Below are 18,030 nucleotides of genomic sequence, written 5' to 3'. Positions count from 1 at the left end.
CATTCTTCTTTTTCACTATAATAAAAAAAGAAAAAGGAAAACATCGAACTTTCTTACAAATACTCGTGTATTCTTACAGTTTTGTCATTTTGCAAATGTATTCATCGCCTTGTCTTGCACTATTTTCTTTGGAAAACATAGTGAATTACGAGAAAGAGCGCTACAAGATCAACTTCCGAGAACGAAAAATATGTAAATAAGCTGTCTATATGGACAGCTTATTATATTTTTTTGCTTAGCGTGTTTTTTTCAAAAATAATGGCGATGCCTCAAGAAATGGATAAAAAATAAAAATCATCGGAAACGAAAGCTTTTAAAATCCCATCCCTAATTTGAAATGTAAAAAGAATGAAATAGTATGGTAGCGGGAAGAAAGTAGTAAAATTAAGCACCTGAGTAGGAGTATATAGTGATAACATGTTACAATACAGCTAAGAACACGCAATAAAGGAGAGTTTTTTACGTGAAGATTAAAGCAATTGAACCGACGCCAAGTCCAAATACAATGAAAGTTATTTTGAATGAAGTATTACCATCAGGAGCGCGTAATAATTATACAAATGAAAATAAAGAACAAGCACCAATGCAAGTGCAAGAAATTTTGAAAATTGAAGGCATTAAAGGTGTGTATCATGTAGCTGACTTTTTAGCAGTCGAGCGAAATGCAAAGTATGACTGGAAAGTATTATTACAACAAGTTCGTGCTGTTTTTGGCGAAGAAGTAGTGGAAGAAAGTGAAGAACAACAACTGTCTCATTTTGGAGAAGTGAAAGTGTTTGTTCAAATGTTCTTTACAATTCCAATGCAAGTAAAGTTAACAGATGGAACATCGGAAGAACGCGTTGGCTTACCAGAACGTTTCAAAGAATCAATTATGAAAGTACAAATGTCTGCACCAAACGTTGTAAAAGAGCGTAAATGGGTAGAACAAAGTACACGTTACGGTAGTTTTGAAGAAATCGGGAAAGAAGTAGTAGAAGAGATTGTTGCTGCTTATTCAGAAGAACGTGTAAATGAAACGGTTAAAGAATTATTAAATCAAGCAGGTGCTGTTGAAGTAACGATTCAAAAGCGTGAACCATATAAAGTAACAGAAGAGATGATGAAAGATTCTGACTGGAAAAACCGTTTTGCAGCATTAGAACAAATGGATCCTACTGAAGAAGATATTCCAGTGTTGAAGATGGCGTTAGATGATGAAAAAGTTTCAATACGCCGTTTAGCAACAGCGTATTTAGGTATGGTAAAAGGTGATGAAGTATTACCGTTATTATATAAAGCGTTGTTAGATCGCTCTGTAAGTGTTCGTCGTACTGCAGGAGATTGTTTATCAGATGTAGGTGATCCGGCAGCGATGTTCGTTATGATTAAATCTCTGAAAGATCCAAGTAAATTAGTACGCTGGCGTGCAGCGATGTTCTTATTTGAACTTGGAGATGAAAGTGCGATTCCAGCATTAAAAGCAGCGCAAGATGATTCAGAGTTTGAAGTAGCGATGCAAGCACGTCTAGCATTAGAGCGTATTGAAGGCGGAGAAGAAGCAAAAGGTTCTGTATGGAAACAAATGACGGAGTCTCGTAAAGGGGAATAATGTATGATTGTTTTCTATGATAGTTGGTGTCCGATGTGTACGGTCGTTGCAGAACGTACGAAAAAATTAGATAAAAAGGGTAAGATGAAATTTGTTTCATTTCGAAATGAAGATGTAGTTGAGAAATATAAGCTTTCTCAAGAACTACAAAGTAAAATGGAACAAAGACTGTATATTTTTAAAAATAATAAGTGGTATGACGGCATTCAGAGCATAGATGTATTAGCAAAGGCCGTTCCATCTTATTGGTTTGCAGTTCCTTTTATAAAGCTATCTATCGTACTTGGTTTTGGAAGTAAAGTATACGATTATATCGCTAATAATAGAAAACTTGTTCCAGTGGGACATTGCCGCGGTGGGGTTTGTGAAATCCCTACAAAAAAATAAAATCATCGTTATCTTTCTTTTGCACCTATTAATAGAGCGTGATATGATGAATTTGGAATGAAAGTTGAAGGAGAGATTACAAGATGTCAAATGCTTATGAAGAATACATGCGCCAAATGGTAATCCCAATGCGCCAAGAGTTAGTGCGTTCTGGGTTTGAAGAGTTAACTACAGAAGAAGCTGTAACAGAATTTATGGAAAATACATCAGGTACAACTTTAGTAGTTGTAAACTCTGTTTGTGGTTGTGCAGCTGGTTTAGCACGTCCATCAGCAGGTCAAGCGGTTGTTCGTGCTGAAAAACAACCTGATCATCTTGTAACTGTATTCGCAGGTCAAGATAAAGATGCTACTGCAAAAATGCGTGAATACTTCGGAGAAATTCCTCCATCTTCACCATCTATGGCATTATTAAAAGGAAAAGAAGTTGTTCACTTCATTCACCGTCATGAAATTGAAGGTGCAACTATGGACGAAATTATTACGAACTTAGAGCAAGCTTTCGAAAAGAATTGCTAAAGAAGGGGGAGAGTAAATCTCCCTCTTTTCTTTATATAGAGGTGAAACAATGATCGTAACAACAGCTGGAAGAACAAACAAAGAAATGACAGATTATGCAAACAAGGTAGCAGCAGAATTAAATGCTTCTTTCGTTAAACGTAATGACATACCAGTACATAAGCTGCATGAGCAGTATGAACAAGATGTGCTTGTCGTAGGGAAGAACCGATTAGCTATTTATCCAAAAGGTACGGAAGAACCGTTTTTCTTTCATCCGAACTCAGCGATGTTTCGTGTGAAAAGGTTAATGCGTGGAGAACACGATCCGTTTGTACAAGCCACGCAATTAGAGAGAGGAATGACAGTGTTAGATTGTACGCTCGGGATGGCATCAGATAGTATTGTAGCTAGTTATGTGGTTGGTGAAAGCGGAAAAGTAACAGGACTTGAAGGCAATGAGTATATGGCTTATATTATGGAAAATGGTTTGAAAACATGGTCTTCATCCGTTTCTGAAATTGATGAAGCAATGCAAAGAATCCAAGTAAAGCAAACGGAGCATTTTTCATTTTTAGCGCAATGTGAAGACAATAGTTATGATGTCGTTTACCTTGATCCGATGTTTGAAGAAACTGTCATAGAATCTGACGGAATTAAAGGATTAAAACAATTCGCTTTGTATCATGATATTACTGACGAAACAATTGCGGAGGCAAAACGAGTGGCGAGAAAACGTGTCGTTTTAAAAGATCATTTTCGTAGTTCTAGATTTGAAAAACACAATTTTCATGTATACAAAAGAAAAAGTGCTAAGTTTCACTTTGGTGTAATTGACCCTTGCTAATTGTTTGAAAAGATGTATAATAAGCAATAATTAATTAAATATACTGTCTGTGATGAAGAGAGTAGTCTTTTTTAGAAGGAAAGCGAGCTAGGGATGGTGTGAGCCTAGTACGGAAGAAAAAGATGAAGCGCACTTCGGAGATGCTTCTTGAACGAATAGTAGAGAAAGCCGAGGCCCCCTGTCCTCGTTATAAACGGGAAAGTGGTTCGTAACGAACAACAAGGGTGGTACCACGGGTTAAAACTCGTCTCTTTTTTAGAGACGAGTTTTTTGTGTTTTAAAAAATAAGGAGGTTGTATCATGGATTATAAAATGCAGTTTGCGGAAAGTTTATCTAATATTTTCACGAATGAATTAACGCAAAAACAAATTTTAGATTTAATTGAAACACCGAAACAAGATGAATTTGGAGATGCAGCGTTCCCATGCTTTTCATTAGCGAAGCAATATAAAAAAGCACCAGCTCTTATCGCAAAGGAAGTTGCTAAGAAATTAAATGATCCGTTTTTTACGAAAGTAGAAGCCGTTGGTCCTTATGTAAATGTATTTTTCAATCGTGAAACTGTAAGTGATGCAGTATTAAAAACAGTTTTAGCGGAGAAAGAAGAGTTCGGTCAAAACCACTTTGGCTGTGAAAAAACAGTAGTAATTGATTATTCCTCTCCTAATATCGCGAAACCTTTTTCGATGGGGCATTTACGTTCTACAATGATAGGAAATTCGCTGAAACATATCGCTGAAAAATGTGGCTATGAAGTTGTAGGGATTAATTATATAGGAGATTGGGGAACACAGTTTGGAAAATTAATTACGGCTTATAAAAAATGGGGAAATGAAGCAGTAGTTAAAGAAGATCCAATACGTGAGCTATTTAAGTTATATGTCCAATTCCATGAAGAGGTAAAAGACGACGAAGAACTAGAAGAAGAAGGACGTGCTTGGTTTAAGAAATTAGAAGAAGGTGATGAAGAAGCGGTAGAGCTTTGGAATTGGTTCCGTCATGAGTCCCTTAAAGAATTTTCGCGCATTTATGAACTTCTCGGCGTAGAATTTACTAATTTTCAGGGAGAAGCATTTTATAATAATTTAATGGAAGATTTTATTGGGATTTTAGAAGAACATGAGTTGCTTGAAGAATCAGAAGGTGCATTAGTCGTTAATTTAGAAGAAGAAGGAATGCCGCCTTGCTTAATTAGAAAATCAGATGGTGCGACGATTTATGCAACGCGTGACTTAACGGCAGCTTTATATCGTCAAAACACTTATGGGTTTGATAAAGCGCTATATGTTGTTGGTCCAGAACAAAGCTTACATTTCAATCAATTTTTCACCGTATTAAAAAAACTTGGCTATACTTGGGTTGATGGTATGGAACACGTACCGTTTGGCTTCATTTTAAAAGATGGTAAGAAAATGTCGACACGTAAAGGAAGAGTTATTTTACTTGAAGAAGTACTCGAAGAAGCAATCGAACTTGCAAAACAAAATATTGAAGAGAAAAATCCAAACTTAAAACAAAAAGAAGTAGTAGCAAAGCAAGTCGGTGTTGGTGCAATCATCTTCCACGATTTAAAAAATGAGCGTTTGCACAATATTGAATTCTCATTAGAAAACATGCTGAAATTTGAAGGAGAAACAGGCCCGTACGTACAGTACACACATGCACGTGCTTGTTCTATTTTAAGAAAAGAAAGTGTAGAATTTGAAACATGTACATTTGCTTTAAAAGACAATCATAGCTGGAGTGTCGTAAAATTACTAAATAAATTCCCGCAAATAATTGAAGCAGCTTTCAATAAAAATGAGCCATCGATTATTTCGAAATATGTATTAGATGTAGCACAATCGTTCAATAAATATTACGGTAATGTTCGTATATTAGAAGAGAGCAAAGAAAAAGACAGCAGACTCGCATTGGTTTATGCTGTGACGGTTGTATTAAAAGAAGGATTACGTTTACTTGGGGTGGAGGCTCCTGAGGAGATGTAGCATAAAAGGTGTATGTATCATTACAGATATGTATGCCTTTTTATTTGGTATAGGAGTCATGTAAGCAGTAATCTCCCCTTATTAAAACCAATTTCTGGGGGGATTATTAAAAATGTAGGAATGTTTTTGTTAAATGGAGAATTGTAAGGGGTGTATATAAAAGGAGGCGTTAGAGGTTGGAAACATACGATTGGAACAGTAAACTAGCGTATTTAAAAAATACGAGAGATTTATATTACAATATCGATTATGTAAGTTTTCTAGTGAATTCAGTTTGGAAGATTTCTGAGCCAGTCCATGTTGTTGATTATGGTTGTGGATATGGTTATTTAGGCTTATTATTAATGCCTTTACTTCCAGAAGGATCAAAGTATACAGGCATTGATAGTGGAGAAACATTATTAGCTGAAGCGAGAGAGTTGTTTCGTTCACTTCCGTACGAGTCAGAATTTCTGGAGGGAGATGCTATAGAAATTGAATTGAACGATACATACGATATAGCAATCTGTCATGCTTTCTTATTACATATGACTACTCCAGAAACAATGCTACAAAAAATGATACATTCAGTTAAAAGTGGCGGGAAAATAATCTGTGTTGAACCACATTGGATATCAAATATGTCTTCATACACTTTGGATGGAGAGAACCAATCGGAAATTATCCAGCTAGGCATTTTGCAGAATTTATTTGAAAGTGATACACAAAGAAATGGTAAAGATGGCAATATAGGCATGAAAATACCGATATATTTAAGTGAATTAGGTGTGAAAAATATTGAATGTAGAGTAAGCGATAAAGTGAACTTTTTAGATTCAAATATGCATCACAATGATAAAAACGATTTGTATCAATCATTAAAAGAAGAGGGGATTGCAGGCAATCCAGGTGATAAGCAGCAATTTATAGAACGTTTAATAGGCAGAGGATTAACATATGATAATGCGCTAGCTCAATATGAAGCTGAACTACGATTTTTTAAAATATTTCATGTGCATTCTTCTTTAGTGTACGCTCCGAATATGAAAATTACATTTGGTGACATAGTATGTTAAAAGGTATGATATATAAGGATTGTCATTTAATGTCGATAAGTCGATATTCGACATATAATCGCTGATAAATGTTAAGAATCGGTCTATATAATTTGAAAATCGCCGATAAAATGAAAGAATCGCTGATATATTTGAATTATCGCCGATATAATTTTATGTACTGATTTCAGCTTCTACAAGATAAAAAACCGCATGTTACGTTATTCCATATAATCAAACAAAATACAGAGAAAAACAATCATTTTTACTATATTTTGTTATAAATTTGAATAATATTAATTAATACCATCCATTATAAGAGATTTTAGTTGAATACATACTATATGGTGTGTAAAATCTAAGCAAGTAGCAGTATAAATATAAATTCGAGGTGAATGCATGCTAGATTTTAAGCAGTTAGAAACTTGTTTAAAAGACAAGAGATTTGTAGATGGATTACAAGAAATAAATAATGAAATTGCATATATAAAAGAAACGAATACTTTATCCTATGTGAAGAATTGGCTTGCCAATATTACTTCGCATAAGGAGTTCGATATATTAATTCGCCTTACTGATGAAGGGCTTATGCACCAATACAGTTCATTCCTCATTCGTTACGCTTATAAAAAATTCCCAAATATGAGAACGCTCTCTTTATATTGTGATGAGTTAATTGATGAGCGGAAAATTCTTGAAGCAGAGCAGTTGTTAAAATCTTCTTTAGAAGAGTTAAGTAAAGAAGAAATAGATGCAGATTTTTTAGCGAAAACATATTTTACATTAGTACGATGTCTTTTAGAAATGAAAAGAAATGAAGAAGCGCTAATGTATATGCAAAAAGCAGAGGAGTACAGTACGCGCGTAGTGTTTGATAAATGGGGCTACGTTTATATGCATACAGGCGAATGGGAGAAAGCGGAAGAACAATTTATTGCTGGCATGCAGCATGAAGATTGTGAAGAGTTATCTACCTATTTATTATCACAATTGTATGCAAATAAAGGAGAACAAAAACGTGCGATACAGTTAATTAATGATGCGATTGTAAAGTTCCCACAAGTACCATATTTTCATTTTGAGAAGGTAAAGTATTTATTAGATTTAGAGCAATATGAAGAGATGTTAGCGGTAATAGATAACATAAATACTCAGCTGCCATATCATGCTTATAACACTTACTTTGTACATTTACGTGCAGAAGCGCTGTACAAAATGAATAAATTTGCAGATTTACAAAAGCTATTAAAAGAAGAAAAGAGTTTAAAAGAATCTTTATATCATAATTTAGAAAAAAATCCGGATGGAAAAAAGGTTCACTTGCCGATAGTTCCTATTGTACAAAAGGATAATTATTGTGTTCCGACAAGTTTAGAGATGATGTTGCGTATATGGGGAGAGACACGTACACAAGATGAAATAGCAGAGTTTATTTTTGATATGACAGGATCGAAGTTTTCAGATACTGTTTCTTATTTAGAAGAATTAGGTTATGAATATCGTTATTTTAAAGGGAATGAAGAGAATTATAAGAGACTGATTGATGAAGGAATTCCTGTTTTATTAAGTATAGATATTGAGCATGCTTCACACGTACAAGTTCTATCTGGATATGATGATACATTGCAAGCTTTCTATGTTCAAGATTCAAACTTTATAGAACCAGTTCTTGTAGAATATAGTAAATTACAAGAAAAATATCGTTATACAGGCTGTTTAGCAATCACGTTTGTTCCGAAAGAAAAGAAGGCGCAACTAGCGTTTCTAAGTGAGGAAGAAAATCGTTATTTTAAATCTATTTTTTCTCTTACGGATCATTTAGATGAACATGACAAAGAGGGAATTAGTAACTTAGTACAATTTTTAAAAGAAACGAGCGATAATCCAAATACGTGGCTATATACGATAAAGCACTTAGATGTTGAAGTAGATAAAGAATTTATTTTATATTGTATCGATAAGTTAATGGAAAAGTTTCCGAACTCGGACTTTGTTAAATTGCATGGTGCACAGTGTTTTATTCGTCTTCAGGAAGTAGAGAAAGCGGAGCAAATGCTGACAAGCGTTGAGAAGAAAAATAATCGTGCATTATATCATTTGATAAATGGAAGATATGCTTTTGAGCAGGAAAGTTATATAGAAGCAATTTCAAGCTTTCGTTCATCGTTACAATTAGACGCAGATCAGCCTATTGCTTGGAGTTTTCTCGCTTTATCCTATATGTATATTGATCAATCTGAAAAAGCATTGCAATACTCTCAAGTTGCGTTAGAGCGCAGTCCTGAAAGGTTCACTTTAACGAATCACGGTTTAATATTAATAGATTTAGAAAGATATGAAGAAGCATATGAAATCTTTAATGACTTGTTAAAAGAGTATAAATATGAAGCACATGTATGGTATGAACGAGCGAGATGTGCACATCAACTAGGAAAATTATATTTAGCAATAAAAGGGCTTAAAGTAGCGATTCATTTGGATAGTAATGCACCTTACATTTATACGAAACTTTCGGAAATATACGAATCTGATTTGAAGGATGAGGAAAGTACGAAAGAAATTTTATTAAACGGTATTGAGAATTGTGATGATAAAGCACCTCTTTACGTAAAATTAGGTGACTATCATTTTCAAAATGATAGCTTGGAAGAAGCAGAAGTATTGTATAAGCGTGCTTTAGAAGAAAACGATGAGGATGTTTATTCTCACTTCGGACTTACACAAGTGTATATGGCAAGAGAACAATACAAGGAAGCAAAAGAATACATTCTTGGTCTTGAGAAGCAAATTGAAAAGAGCCAAGATTTCCTCATGAATGCAGGAATGGTTTTATGGGATGCTGAACTTGAACTTGGTGGAAATGAAGAAGGGTTTAAAGTAGCGCTATCTAAGTTAGAAAATGGTATAAAGAAAAGCGATTATAATGTAGCAAGTGCGTTAGATGAATATGTGAATCGAATTAAAGGAACGGAATTTGTACAACGAGGTATAGCGTTTTTAAGAACGTTACACAAAGAAAGTAATGAAGTAAGTGAGTACGGTTGTTATGCAGGTATTTTATATGAATCTATTGGACAGTACGGCCAAGCGATGAAAAGATATAATAAGGCGATAGAACAAAAGGAAACGGCATTACCGTATTACCGAATTGGTGAAACACTTATGGCATTAGGGCAATTGACGGAAGCAAAACAAGCGTATGAAACATGTTTAGAGCTTGATGGGAATTTCGTAGGTGTACATTTACAGCTTGCGGAAATATACGAAAAAGAAGAAAACCGTTCTAAAGAACAAAGTCATATGGTTCAGGCGATGAAGGAAGAGCCGTTGCATATTAATATGGAATATTTGGCACAGCTTTCAGTAGATATGAATCTTCAGGAAGAATTGCTGACTGAACTAGAACAATTAGAGGAAGAAGTACCTGAAATATGGCGTTTAGATGCGATTGCATATGTGTACGGAGCGATGAATGAAATAGATAAAGAACAAGCACAGATTGAATACGCGCTACAATTAGATGGTGAGCATATAGAAGTTCTATATCATTATGCAAAAGTATTAGTGAAAAAAAGAAATGTAAAAGCAATTGAAGTTGCAATGAAAGTAATACAAAAAGATTTTGATAATGAACGTATATTTGATGTTTATGTAAAAGCAGTAGAGCAACATAAAAAATTGTCTAACATACGAGATTTTCTTCATACGTTAAAGGTGAAAAAAGCAGAAAGAAGTACAGCATTCATGTATGCTGCAGCTGCGGTTACGGAAATATGGATTGAACGCCAGCTGCATGAACAGCCGAAACGATCTATCATTACGAGAGCTTTTTATCGTATGAAAAATCGTGCGAAAGAAATTTCAATGGTTACTATGATAATTGATTTATATGAAATCTCTTTAAAGTTAAATCCGAAAAATAGTATGGCAGCACAGCGATTTGCGCTATTTTATGAGAATGTAGAGATGAATAAAGAAGCAATAGAGATTCTGCACACGTCACTAGAAAATAGATGGGATTATGAAGTAGCGAAGCAACTTGTAAATCTTTTCGTTGAGTGCGAGGAAGAAGATATGTTAAGAGATGCTTTGGAATTAACGAAGCAAATGGTTCGAGAACTACCAGATGATTATGATACACTTCTTCTGCAAGCACAAGTATTCTTTAAAGCAGGGGAAGAAAGAAAAGCAGAAAAGATGACCTTACAATTAACGGAGCAAACACCGTTCGTAAGTAGAGCATTTCTTGCTTTAGGAGAAATGTATCAAAGTCAAGAAAGGTTTGAAGAGGCAATTCATGTATTAGAAAATGCTTCTATACATCATCCAAATGAAACAGCAATTCTCCTTTCTTTAGCGTCTTCATATCATGGTGCCGGCCAAACACTAAAGGCAGAAAAAATAGCAAATGAAGTATTAACAATGGATGCAAATGATTTGTTAGCAAGATATGATCGTGCTTGTTATTTAGCACAGTTAAATAGAAATGAAGAGGCGAAGGAAGAGCTTGAAATTGTCCTTCGTGAGGATGAATCGGGATTTTTTGCTGAACTTATTGAGGATGATGAAAATTTAGCAGCATTGCGAGAATTTGAAAAGTAATTGTATAAGAATAGGGGATAAGGATAAGCATATATTTTGAATTAGTTGACAATTAGTTGTCAAATGGCATAAAATAACTTTTAATAAAGTATACAAATCTGAAGACGAGAAAGAGTAAAATAGTGAACTGTTCTCCAGAGAGCCGGTATATTGCTGAAAGCCGGTGGGCAGACGTTATTTGAAAATCATCTCCGAGGAGCCGAGGCTGAAAGTAAGTAAGCCCGGACGGATGTCTACCGTTACAAAGAACACGTATGATAGTACGTTGCTAAGTGCTATTAGTGAAAAAGCTAATAGAATTAGGGTGGTATCGCGGGTAAACCCGTCCCTACTTTATAGGGATGGGTTTTTTGTGTGCTTTAAAATATTCAAAGGAGTGATTGTATATGGAAAAAGTAGATGTAAAAGAATCAGCTGTAGGAAGAGAAATGCGAATTCGCAAACAGTGGAACGAACAAAATATTTTCGAACAATCAATTCAGAATCGAGAAGGCGCACAGTCTTTCGTATTTTATGAAGGGCCACCAACGGCGAACGGTTTACCACACGTCGGCCATGCACTTGGTCGGGCAATTAAAGATTTAGTAGCAAGATATAAAACGATGGCTGGTTATAAAGTAGTAAGAAAAGCAGGATGGGATACACACGGTTTACCTGTAGAACTAGGTGTTGAGAAGCAACTTGGTATTTCTGGTAAACATGAGATCGAAGAATATGGCATTGAACCATTTATTCAAAAGTGTAAAGAGAGTGTTTTCACATATGAAAAGCAGTGGCGTGAATTCACTGAAAGTATTGGTTATTGGGTAGATATGGATGATCCATATGTAACTTTAGAGAATCCATATATCGAAAGTGTATGGAATATTTTGGGGACGATCCATGAAAAAGGATTGTTATATAAAGGACATAGAGTTTCACCATACTGCCCAAGCTGCCAAACTTCATTGAGCTCACATGAGGTGGCACAAGGGTATAAAACAGTAAAAGATTTAAGTGCAACAGTGAAGTTTAAAGTGAAAGATAGTGAAAATGAGTATTTCTTAGGCTGGACAACAACGCCTTGGACACTTCCAGCAAATGTTGCGCTTGCTGTACATCCAAATATGGAATACGTTAAAGCAAAACAAGAAGGTCATGTATACATTGTTGCGAAAGAACGTGTACAAGAAGTATTAAAAGAAAACTATGAAGTATTATCTGTTCATAAAGGCGAAGAATTATTAAACACATCTTATACAGCACCATTTCCGATGAAAGAAGTTACAAATGGTTACCGCGTTATCGCAGCAGATTTTGTAACAGCGGATAGTGGTACAGGACTTGTTCATATTGCTCCAGCATATGGAGAGGACGATTATAGAATCGTTCAAAGTGAAGGACTGTCATTCTTGCACGTTGTAGATGAAAAAGGTGAGTATACAGAAGCAGTACCATTTTTAAAAGGGAAATTTGTAAAAGATTGTGATGTGGATATCGTTCGTTATTTAGCGAAGGAAGGTTTACTGTATCATAAAGAAAGATATGAACATAGCTATCCGCATTGCTGGCGTTGTGATTCACCACTACTTTATTATGCAGGAGAAAGTTGGTTAATCCGAACAACTGCAATTAAAGATACATTTTTACAAAATAATGATTCTGTTACTTGGTATCCGGATCATATGAAACATGGACGTTTTGGAAAGTTTTTAGAAAATATGGTGGACTGGAATATTAGTCGAAATAGATATTGGGGAACACCATTAAACGTGTGGGAATGTGAAAGTTGTAATCATCAGTTCGCACCGAAGAGCATTGCCGAATTAAGAAAGCATAGTACGAAAGAAACACCGGAAGATTTGGAATTGCATAAGCCGTATGTAGATGAAGTGCAAGTCTGCTGCGGGAAATGCGGAGGAACAATGAATCGTACACCAGAAGTGATTGATGTTTGGTTTGATAGTGGTTCCATGCCATTTGCACAATATCATTACCCATTTGAAAATAAAGAGTTATTTGAAGAGCAGTTTCCAGCGGATGTTATTGCTGAAGGAATTGATCAAACACGCGGCTGGTTTTATAGTTTATTAGCAGTATCAGCACTATATACAGGAAAAGTACCGTATAAACGAGTGTTATCATTAGGGCATGTTTTAGATGAAGAAGGACAGAAAATGTCTAAAAGTAAAGGGAATGCACTAGACCCAGTTGATTTAGTAGATAAGTTTGGTGCAGATGCGCTAAGATGGGCTTTACTTGTTGATAGTGCCCCGTGGAATGCGAAGCGTTTTTCTGAAAGAACAGTACTGGAAGCGAAATCTAAATTTGTAGATACATTAGTCAATGTGTATAGCTTCTACGTTTTATATGCAAATTTAGATGAGTATAATCCGAAAGAAACGTATGATGTAAAGCTTACAAAATTAGACGAATGGGTATTATCAAGATTGCATAGTACAACGAAAAAAGTGAGAACAGCACTTGATGATTATCAATTTACGAATGCAGCTCGTGAAATTGCAGTACTAGTAGATGAAGTGAGTAACTGGTATGTAAGACGCTCACGTAATCGTTTCTGGGAATCTGGTATGAACGCTGAAAAAGCTGCTGCGTATGAGACACTTCATGAAGTACTTGTAACAATTAGTAAATTAATTGCACCATTCACACCGTTTGTCGCGGAAGACATTCATCTTAATTTAGAAGGAAGTAGCGTTCATTTAGCTGATTATCCAGTTGTAAATGAATCACTACTTCAGCCGAAATTAGAAGCGGAAATGGATGCTGTTTTACAAGTTGTTGAACTTGGAAGAAGTAACCGTAATCAGCATTCTTTAAAAGTAAAACAGCCGCTAGCAGAACTTGTATTACTTGAGCATAACGAGAATGATATGGATTGGGAATCTTATCGTGATATCGTTATGGATGAGTTAAATGTAAAAGCGTTCCATGTTGAACTCGATGAAACAAAATACACATCATATCAATTGAAGCTTAATTTTAAAACAGCGGGGCCGAAATTCGGTAAAAATGTGAATGCAGTGAATGGTTGGCTAAAACAATTATCACAAGAAGAAGTACAAAACTTTGTATCAACAGAAAGAGCAGTTTACGAAGCAACACCAGGAGAAGAAGTAGTTGTAACTGCTGAAGATGTGTTAGTTGAGAAAGTTGCAAAATCAGGATTCTCTAACACGACTAACGGACAATATACGGTTATGTTAGATACGAATGTAACAGAAGAATTGTTACAAGAAGGAGTAGCGCGTGAATTCATTCGTGCGGTTCAAGAATATCGTAAACAGTTGAATTTACCAGTTAATTTACGAGTCGATGTTATTCTCGATACAGAAGAAGAACTACAACGAACGTTAACGAACCATAAAGATTTATTGGAAGAAAACTTACTCGTTAAACAATTTACATTTGGTCACTTAACGAACGAAGACGATGAACTTTCTTTAGGTGAAACAAAATTTAGAATTAAATTAAGTGCAGCTAATTAAAGAAAAAAGGAAGTTGGAATGATTCCAACTTCCTTTTTCGTATGGAGGTAAATTAACTAGCTAATTTCCTCATAATCCATTCGATAGGTCCTCTAGAAAATTTCTTTCTCCATAATACGCTAAACAAAATACTGAAAATGAAAAATACAGTAGTAAATAATAAAACGAAAAGTAGTGTTTGATGTTCCATTCTATTGAATAGAATTAATGTCCCGATCCCGATAAATACATGACTTACATAATGAGTTAATGTTAATTGACCTGTTTGTATAATGGAAGTAACAAACCAATTATTTTCATATTTTTCAGTGATATAGAGGCAAAGTATTAATATAGCAATAGCAGATCCTGTTGCAGATAAAATGTACAATACATTTGGTAAAATGGGTCCTGTATTAAACAAAAATGTAGCAGCTGCTTTGCCAATGTGTGGAATGAAGTAGTACGTGAGCCCTTTTGATAAAAGTTCTATCAGTATGGTGAATGTAATACCGAGCAAGAGCAACCTATCTCTAATCTTTTTATTATGAAGATCTAATCTGCCAATTATCATACCGATTAAGAAGAATGAAAACCATGGGAAAAAAGGGTGATAACCATTAAAGAATAAATTGCGAAGAAAACCGTTAACTGTCCAGAAGTCTACATAGTTTATAAATGGAGTAGGGCCTCCCCAACCTTCGAAAGCATTGAAAGTAAGCTGAAGAGATTGTGCCAAGAGTAGGATAATAATAGATAAGAAGAGTAATGCTTTTTTTCGGACTGTAATGAGTAAGGCAGCAACGAAAAGGTAAACACCATAGTAGTGTAATATATCCCCAGTCCACTCCATTACGTATAAAAGTAATCCTAAAATAAATAAGAATAGTGCCCGTTTCCATATGATCTTTCGGCTATTAGAAATTTTTATTTTTTCATTTCTAGCAATAGAGGATCTAGTCATTAAAGATATTCCAATTCCAGCAAGTATAACAAACAAGGCAGAAGCTCTACCTTCAAAAAGTGACATGAAGGTTATTAAAAATGGGGGACCATTTCCTTCTGCACCTGTTATCACCATAAAATTAACAAGCAGCATACCAAACATCGCCAAGGCCCTAGCAAAGTCTAAGCCGATAATTCGTTTTTTAGTATTCAATTCAATCCCTTCTTTCAAAAATACTGTTTACAGCTTCCATCCATATTTGTCTATAATCTATATCCACATGTAACATCATAAAATTCCCGACATTATCAAGCACTAATGCTAACATATGAGCTTTTGAAACTAGATTTTTATTTTCAATCAATTGAAGCTCATTTGCTTTTGTAAGGAGTGATTCAAACCCTTGTAAATATTCTGTTTGCACAGTTAGTAATCGATCTTTGTACATATCATTTCTTGAAGATAGTAATACATATTCTTGCAACACACGATTAAAATAAGGATCGTTCTGCTGTTCATCAATTATTTTGAATCCAATTTCAATGCATTTCTCAATAAAATTTTCTTTCGTAAACTCTTCTGTATGGAAGAAGGAAGAAAACTGCATCGCAGCACATAATTCTGTGAAAATACATTCGATTAATGTATCTTTAGATTTAAAGTAATAATAAATGGACGGTTTAGCAATTCCGACTTCTTCAGCAATCATTGAATAAGTCGTTTTGGTAATACCATGTCCGGCAAACAGTCGATAGCTTGCTTCCATAATTGAAGAGAGTGTTTCTGCACTTTTGCTCATAATAAAGCCTCCTAAAAAAGGTTATATAAATCGTATCATTCATTAATATTTTTTTCAACCTACCGTTAGGTAAAAAAAAGTGGCCTGTTTTTTACAAAGTCATTTAAAAAGTTTAAGAGTTAAGGAATTGCTTTAGAAATATATTTCTAAAATATTGTGTTCACTTTACACATAAATATTGAGAAAATTTCACTTACCCTAAATGGAAAGGTAATAGAAGTGTCCATAGAGAATTACTCGTAGATTCAATTTTTATCCCCCCATTTTGTGGGGAATGATTGCCGAGTGGTAATGGGATAAGGTTGAGCTACTTTATTAGGGGGAGTGGTTCTATGTTTAATAAAAAAATGGTGGCAATGGCAATGACTGTACCGTTAGTAATGGGGACGATTTCTACGGTTTCGGCATTGGAAAAACAACAGCAAGTAAAGTTAGAAGCTTATTCGCCACAGAAAAAAGCAACTGAATATTTAAAAGAAAATGCTGCGCAGTATGGATTGAAAACAGACCTTTCAGACTTGCAATATATTTCTACAACAGAAACGTCAGTAGCTTCATATGTTAGGTTCCAACAAGTTGTTAATGGTGCACCTGTATTTTCAAAACAAATAACAGTTACGCTTAACGGAGAGGGAAAGGGAGTACTCGCTGTTTCTGATTATCAGCCTGTTACAGGTGTGAAGGAAGTAACGACAAAAATTAGTGAAAAAGATGCAATACAAAAATCAATGGCGTATGTTGGAGAAGCAAGTGAGCAAAATTTATGGGCTCCTACAGATAAAGAGTTCGGATATATTGTTGAAGAAGGAATTGCTCGTCCAGTATATAAAGTTGTAGTCCATTCTAATAGTCCATTTGGTGCATGGGAAACATTTATTGATGCAGAAAATGGAAAGTTAATTAAAAAGGTTGATATAAACCGAAAAGCTGAAGGATCAGGAAAAGTATTTTTACCTAACCCAGTCGTATCTAGCGGTAGTAAAGTAGGCTTAAAAGATAATAACGATGCAGATTCAACAGCTCTAACGAACCAACTGAAAACTGTTACGTTAAAAGGTTTAGATGGAACAGGATTTTTAATTGGAGAATATGTAACGATTTCTTCAAAAGCGAAAACAAAATCTACGAATTTACAATTTAACTATACACGCGCAAATGATAGCTTTGAAGATGTTATGTCGTACTATCATATCGACACATTGCAACGTTACATTCAAAGTCTAGGTTTTAAAAATATTAATAACCGTTCGATAAAAGTGAATGTTAATGGTACAACTGATGATAACTCATTCTATTCTCCATCAACAAAAGCTTTAACTTTCGGTACTGGCGGTGTTGATGATGCAGAAGATGCTGGTATTATCGCACATGAATATGGGCATTCGATTCAAGATAACCAAGTTCCTGGCTTTGGTAGTTCAGCAGAAGGTGGAGCGATGGGAGAAGGATTTGGCGACTTCTTAGGTGCTACATATGAAGATGCAGTATCGACTACAGGATATGGTAAAGCATGTGTTGGAGAATGGGATGCGACAGCTTATTCTAGTTCAGATCCAACATGCTTACGCCGATTAGATACGAATAAAGTATATCCGAAAGATATAACGAATGAAGTGCATGATGATGGTGAAATTTGGGCTCAAGGTCAATACGAAATGGCACAAGCTTTTGGCCGTGATGTAGCAACGAAAATCATTTTACAATCACACTGGTCATTAACACCAAACTCTAAATTCAGTGATGGAGCGAAAGCGATTAAGCAAGCGGATGCTCTTTTATATGGCGGACAACATGCTGCTGATATCGATCGCATTTGGGTAGCGAGAGGCATTAGTACGAATTAATATAAAAAGTCGTGGCATTAAGCCACG

General features: G+C 35.1%; 11 protein-coding genes, 1 pseudogene and 2 other annotated features. Of the genes and pseudogenes, 10 read left to right on the top strand and 2 right to left on the bottom strand.

Features of this window, described 5'->3' with window-relative positions:
* Positions 1-106 precede the first annotated feature (106 nt).
* From AC1Q8L_RS01830 to ileS, 9 genes and pseudogenes are all read left to right on the top strand, one after another.
* A pseudogene (locus AC1Q8L_RS01830) lies at positions 107-181 on the top strand (transposase); the annotation flags it as partial.
* Positions 182-463: 282 nt separating this feature from the next.
* Complete coding sequence (locus AC1Q8L_RS01825; protein WP_000692589.1) at positions 464-1,591, top strand: conserved virulence factor C family protein; 1,128 nt, start codon at positions 464-466, stop codon at positions 1,589-1,591.
* A 3-nt stretch (positions 1,592-1,594) separates the two neighbouring features.
* Positions 1,595-1,978: a thiol-disulfide oxidoreductase DCC family protein gene (locus AC1Q8L_RS01820; RefSeq protein WP_000634905.1), complete on the top strand. Its 384-nt coding sequence runs from the start codon at positions 1,595-1,597 to the stop codon at positions 1,976-1,978.
* 83 nt (positions 1,979-2,061) lie between these two features.
* Positions 2,062-2,496: a BrxA/BrxB family bacilliredoxin gene (locus AC1Q8L_RS01815; protein WP_000063706.1), complete on the top strand. Its 435-nt coding sequence runs from the start codon at positions 2,062-2,064 to the stop codon at positions 2,494-2,496.
* Positions 2,497-2,545: 49 nt separating this feature from the next.
* On the top strand, positions 2,546-3,322 hold the full coding sequence (locus tag AC1Q8L_RS01810) for a class I SAM-dependent methyltransferase (protein ID WP_000637460.1): 777 nt from the start codon (positions 2,546-2,548) through the stop codon (positions 3,320-3,322).
* Positions 3,323-3,362: 40 nt separating this feature from the next.
* Positions 3,363-3,577: a binding site (T-box leader), on the top strand.
* Positions 3,578-3,622: 45 nt separating this feature from the next.
* Complete coding sequence (gene argS / locus AC1Q8L_RS01805; RefSeq protein ID WP_000384925.1) at positions 3,623-5,311, top strand: arginine--tRNA ligase; 1,689 nt, start codon at positions 3,623-3,625, stop codon at positions 5,309-5,311.
* 176 nt (positions 5,312-5,487) lie between these two features.
* A complete protein-coding gene (locus tag AC1Q8L_RS01800) occupies positions 5,488-6,366 on the top strand; it encodes a class I SAM-dependent methyltransferase (RefSeq protein WP_000451275.1) in 879 nt (292 codons plus the stop codon).
* A 378-nt stretch (positions 6,367-6,744) separates the two neighbouring features.
* Positions 6,745-10,947, top strand: a complete 4,203-nt coding sequence (locus tag AC1Q8L_RS01795; protein ID WP_098311660.1) for a bacteriocin-processing peptidase family protein — start codon at positions 6,745-6,747, stop codon at positions 10,945-10,947.
* A 92-nt stretch (positions 10,948-11,039) separates the two neighbouring features.
* Positions 11,040-11,280: a binding site (T-box leader), on the top strand.
* 53 nt (positions 11,281-11,333) lie between these two features.
* Positions 11,334-14,435: an isoleucine--tRNA ligase gene (ileS, locus tag AC1Q8L_RS01790; RefSeq protein ID WP_000416527.1), complete on the top strand. Its 3,102-nt coding sequence runs from the start codon at positions 11,334-11,336 to the stop codon at positions 14,433-14,435.
* Positions 14,436-14,487: 52 nt separating this feature from the next.
* On the opposite strand, the gene AC1Q8L_RS01785 is transcribed toward ileS, so the two are convergent.
* Both AC1Q8L_RS01785 and AC1Q8L_RS01780 read right to left on the bottom strand, forming a co-directional pair.
* Positions 14,488-15,573 (bottom strand): DUF418 domain-containing protein, encoded by a 1,086-nt coding sequence (locus AC1Q8L_RS01785; RefSeq protein WP_001093111.1) that lies wholly within the window; start codon positions 15,571-15,573, stop codon positions 14,488-14,490.
* A gap of 1 nt (position 15,574) precedes the next feature.
* Complete coding sequence (locus AC1Q8L_RS01780) at positions 15,575-16,159, bottom strand: TetR/AcrR family transcriptional regulator (RefSeq protein ID WP_000044993.1); 585 nt, start codon at positions 16,157-16,159, stop codon at positions 15,575-15,577.
* A 332-nt stretch (positions 16,160-16,491) separates the two neighbouring features.
* On the opposite strand from AC1Q8L_RS01780, the gene AC1Q8L_RS01775 reads away from it, so the two are divergent.
* Positions 16,492-18,003 carry a M36 family metallopeptidase gene (locus AC1Q8L_RS01775; protein WP_000482282.1) on the top strand — a complete coding sequence of 504 codons (1,512 nt, stop codon included), beginning with the start codon at positions 16,492-16,494 and terminating at the stop codon, positions 18,001-18,003.
* The last annotated feature ends 27 nt before the right edge of the window (positions 18,004-18,030 follow it).

Source organism: Bacillus sp. GW823-FHT06A11, assembly GCF_058795355.1.
This window is presented reverse-complemented; position numbering and strand designations above follow the sequence as displayed.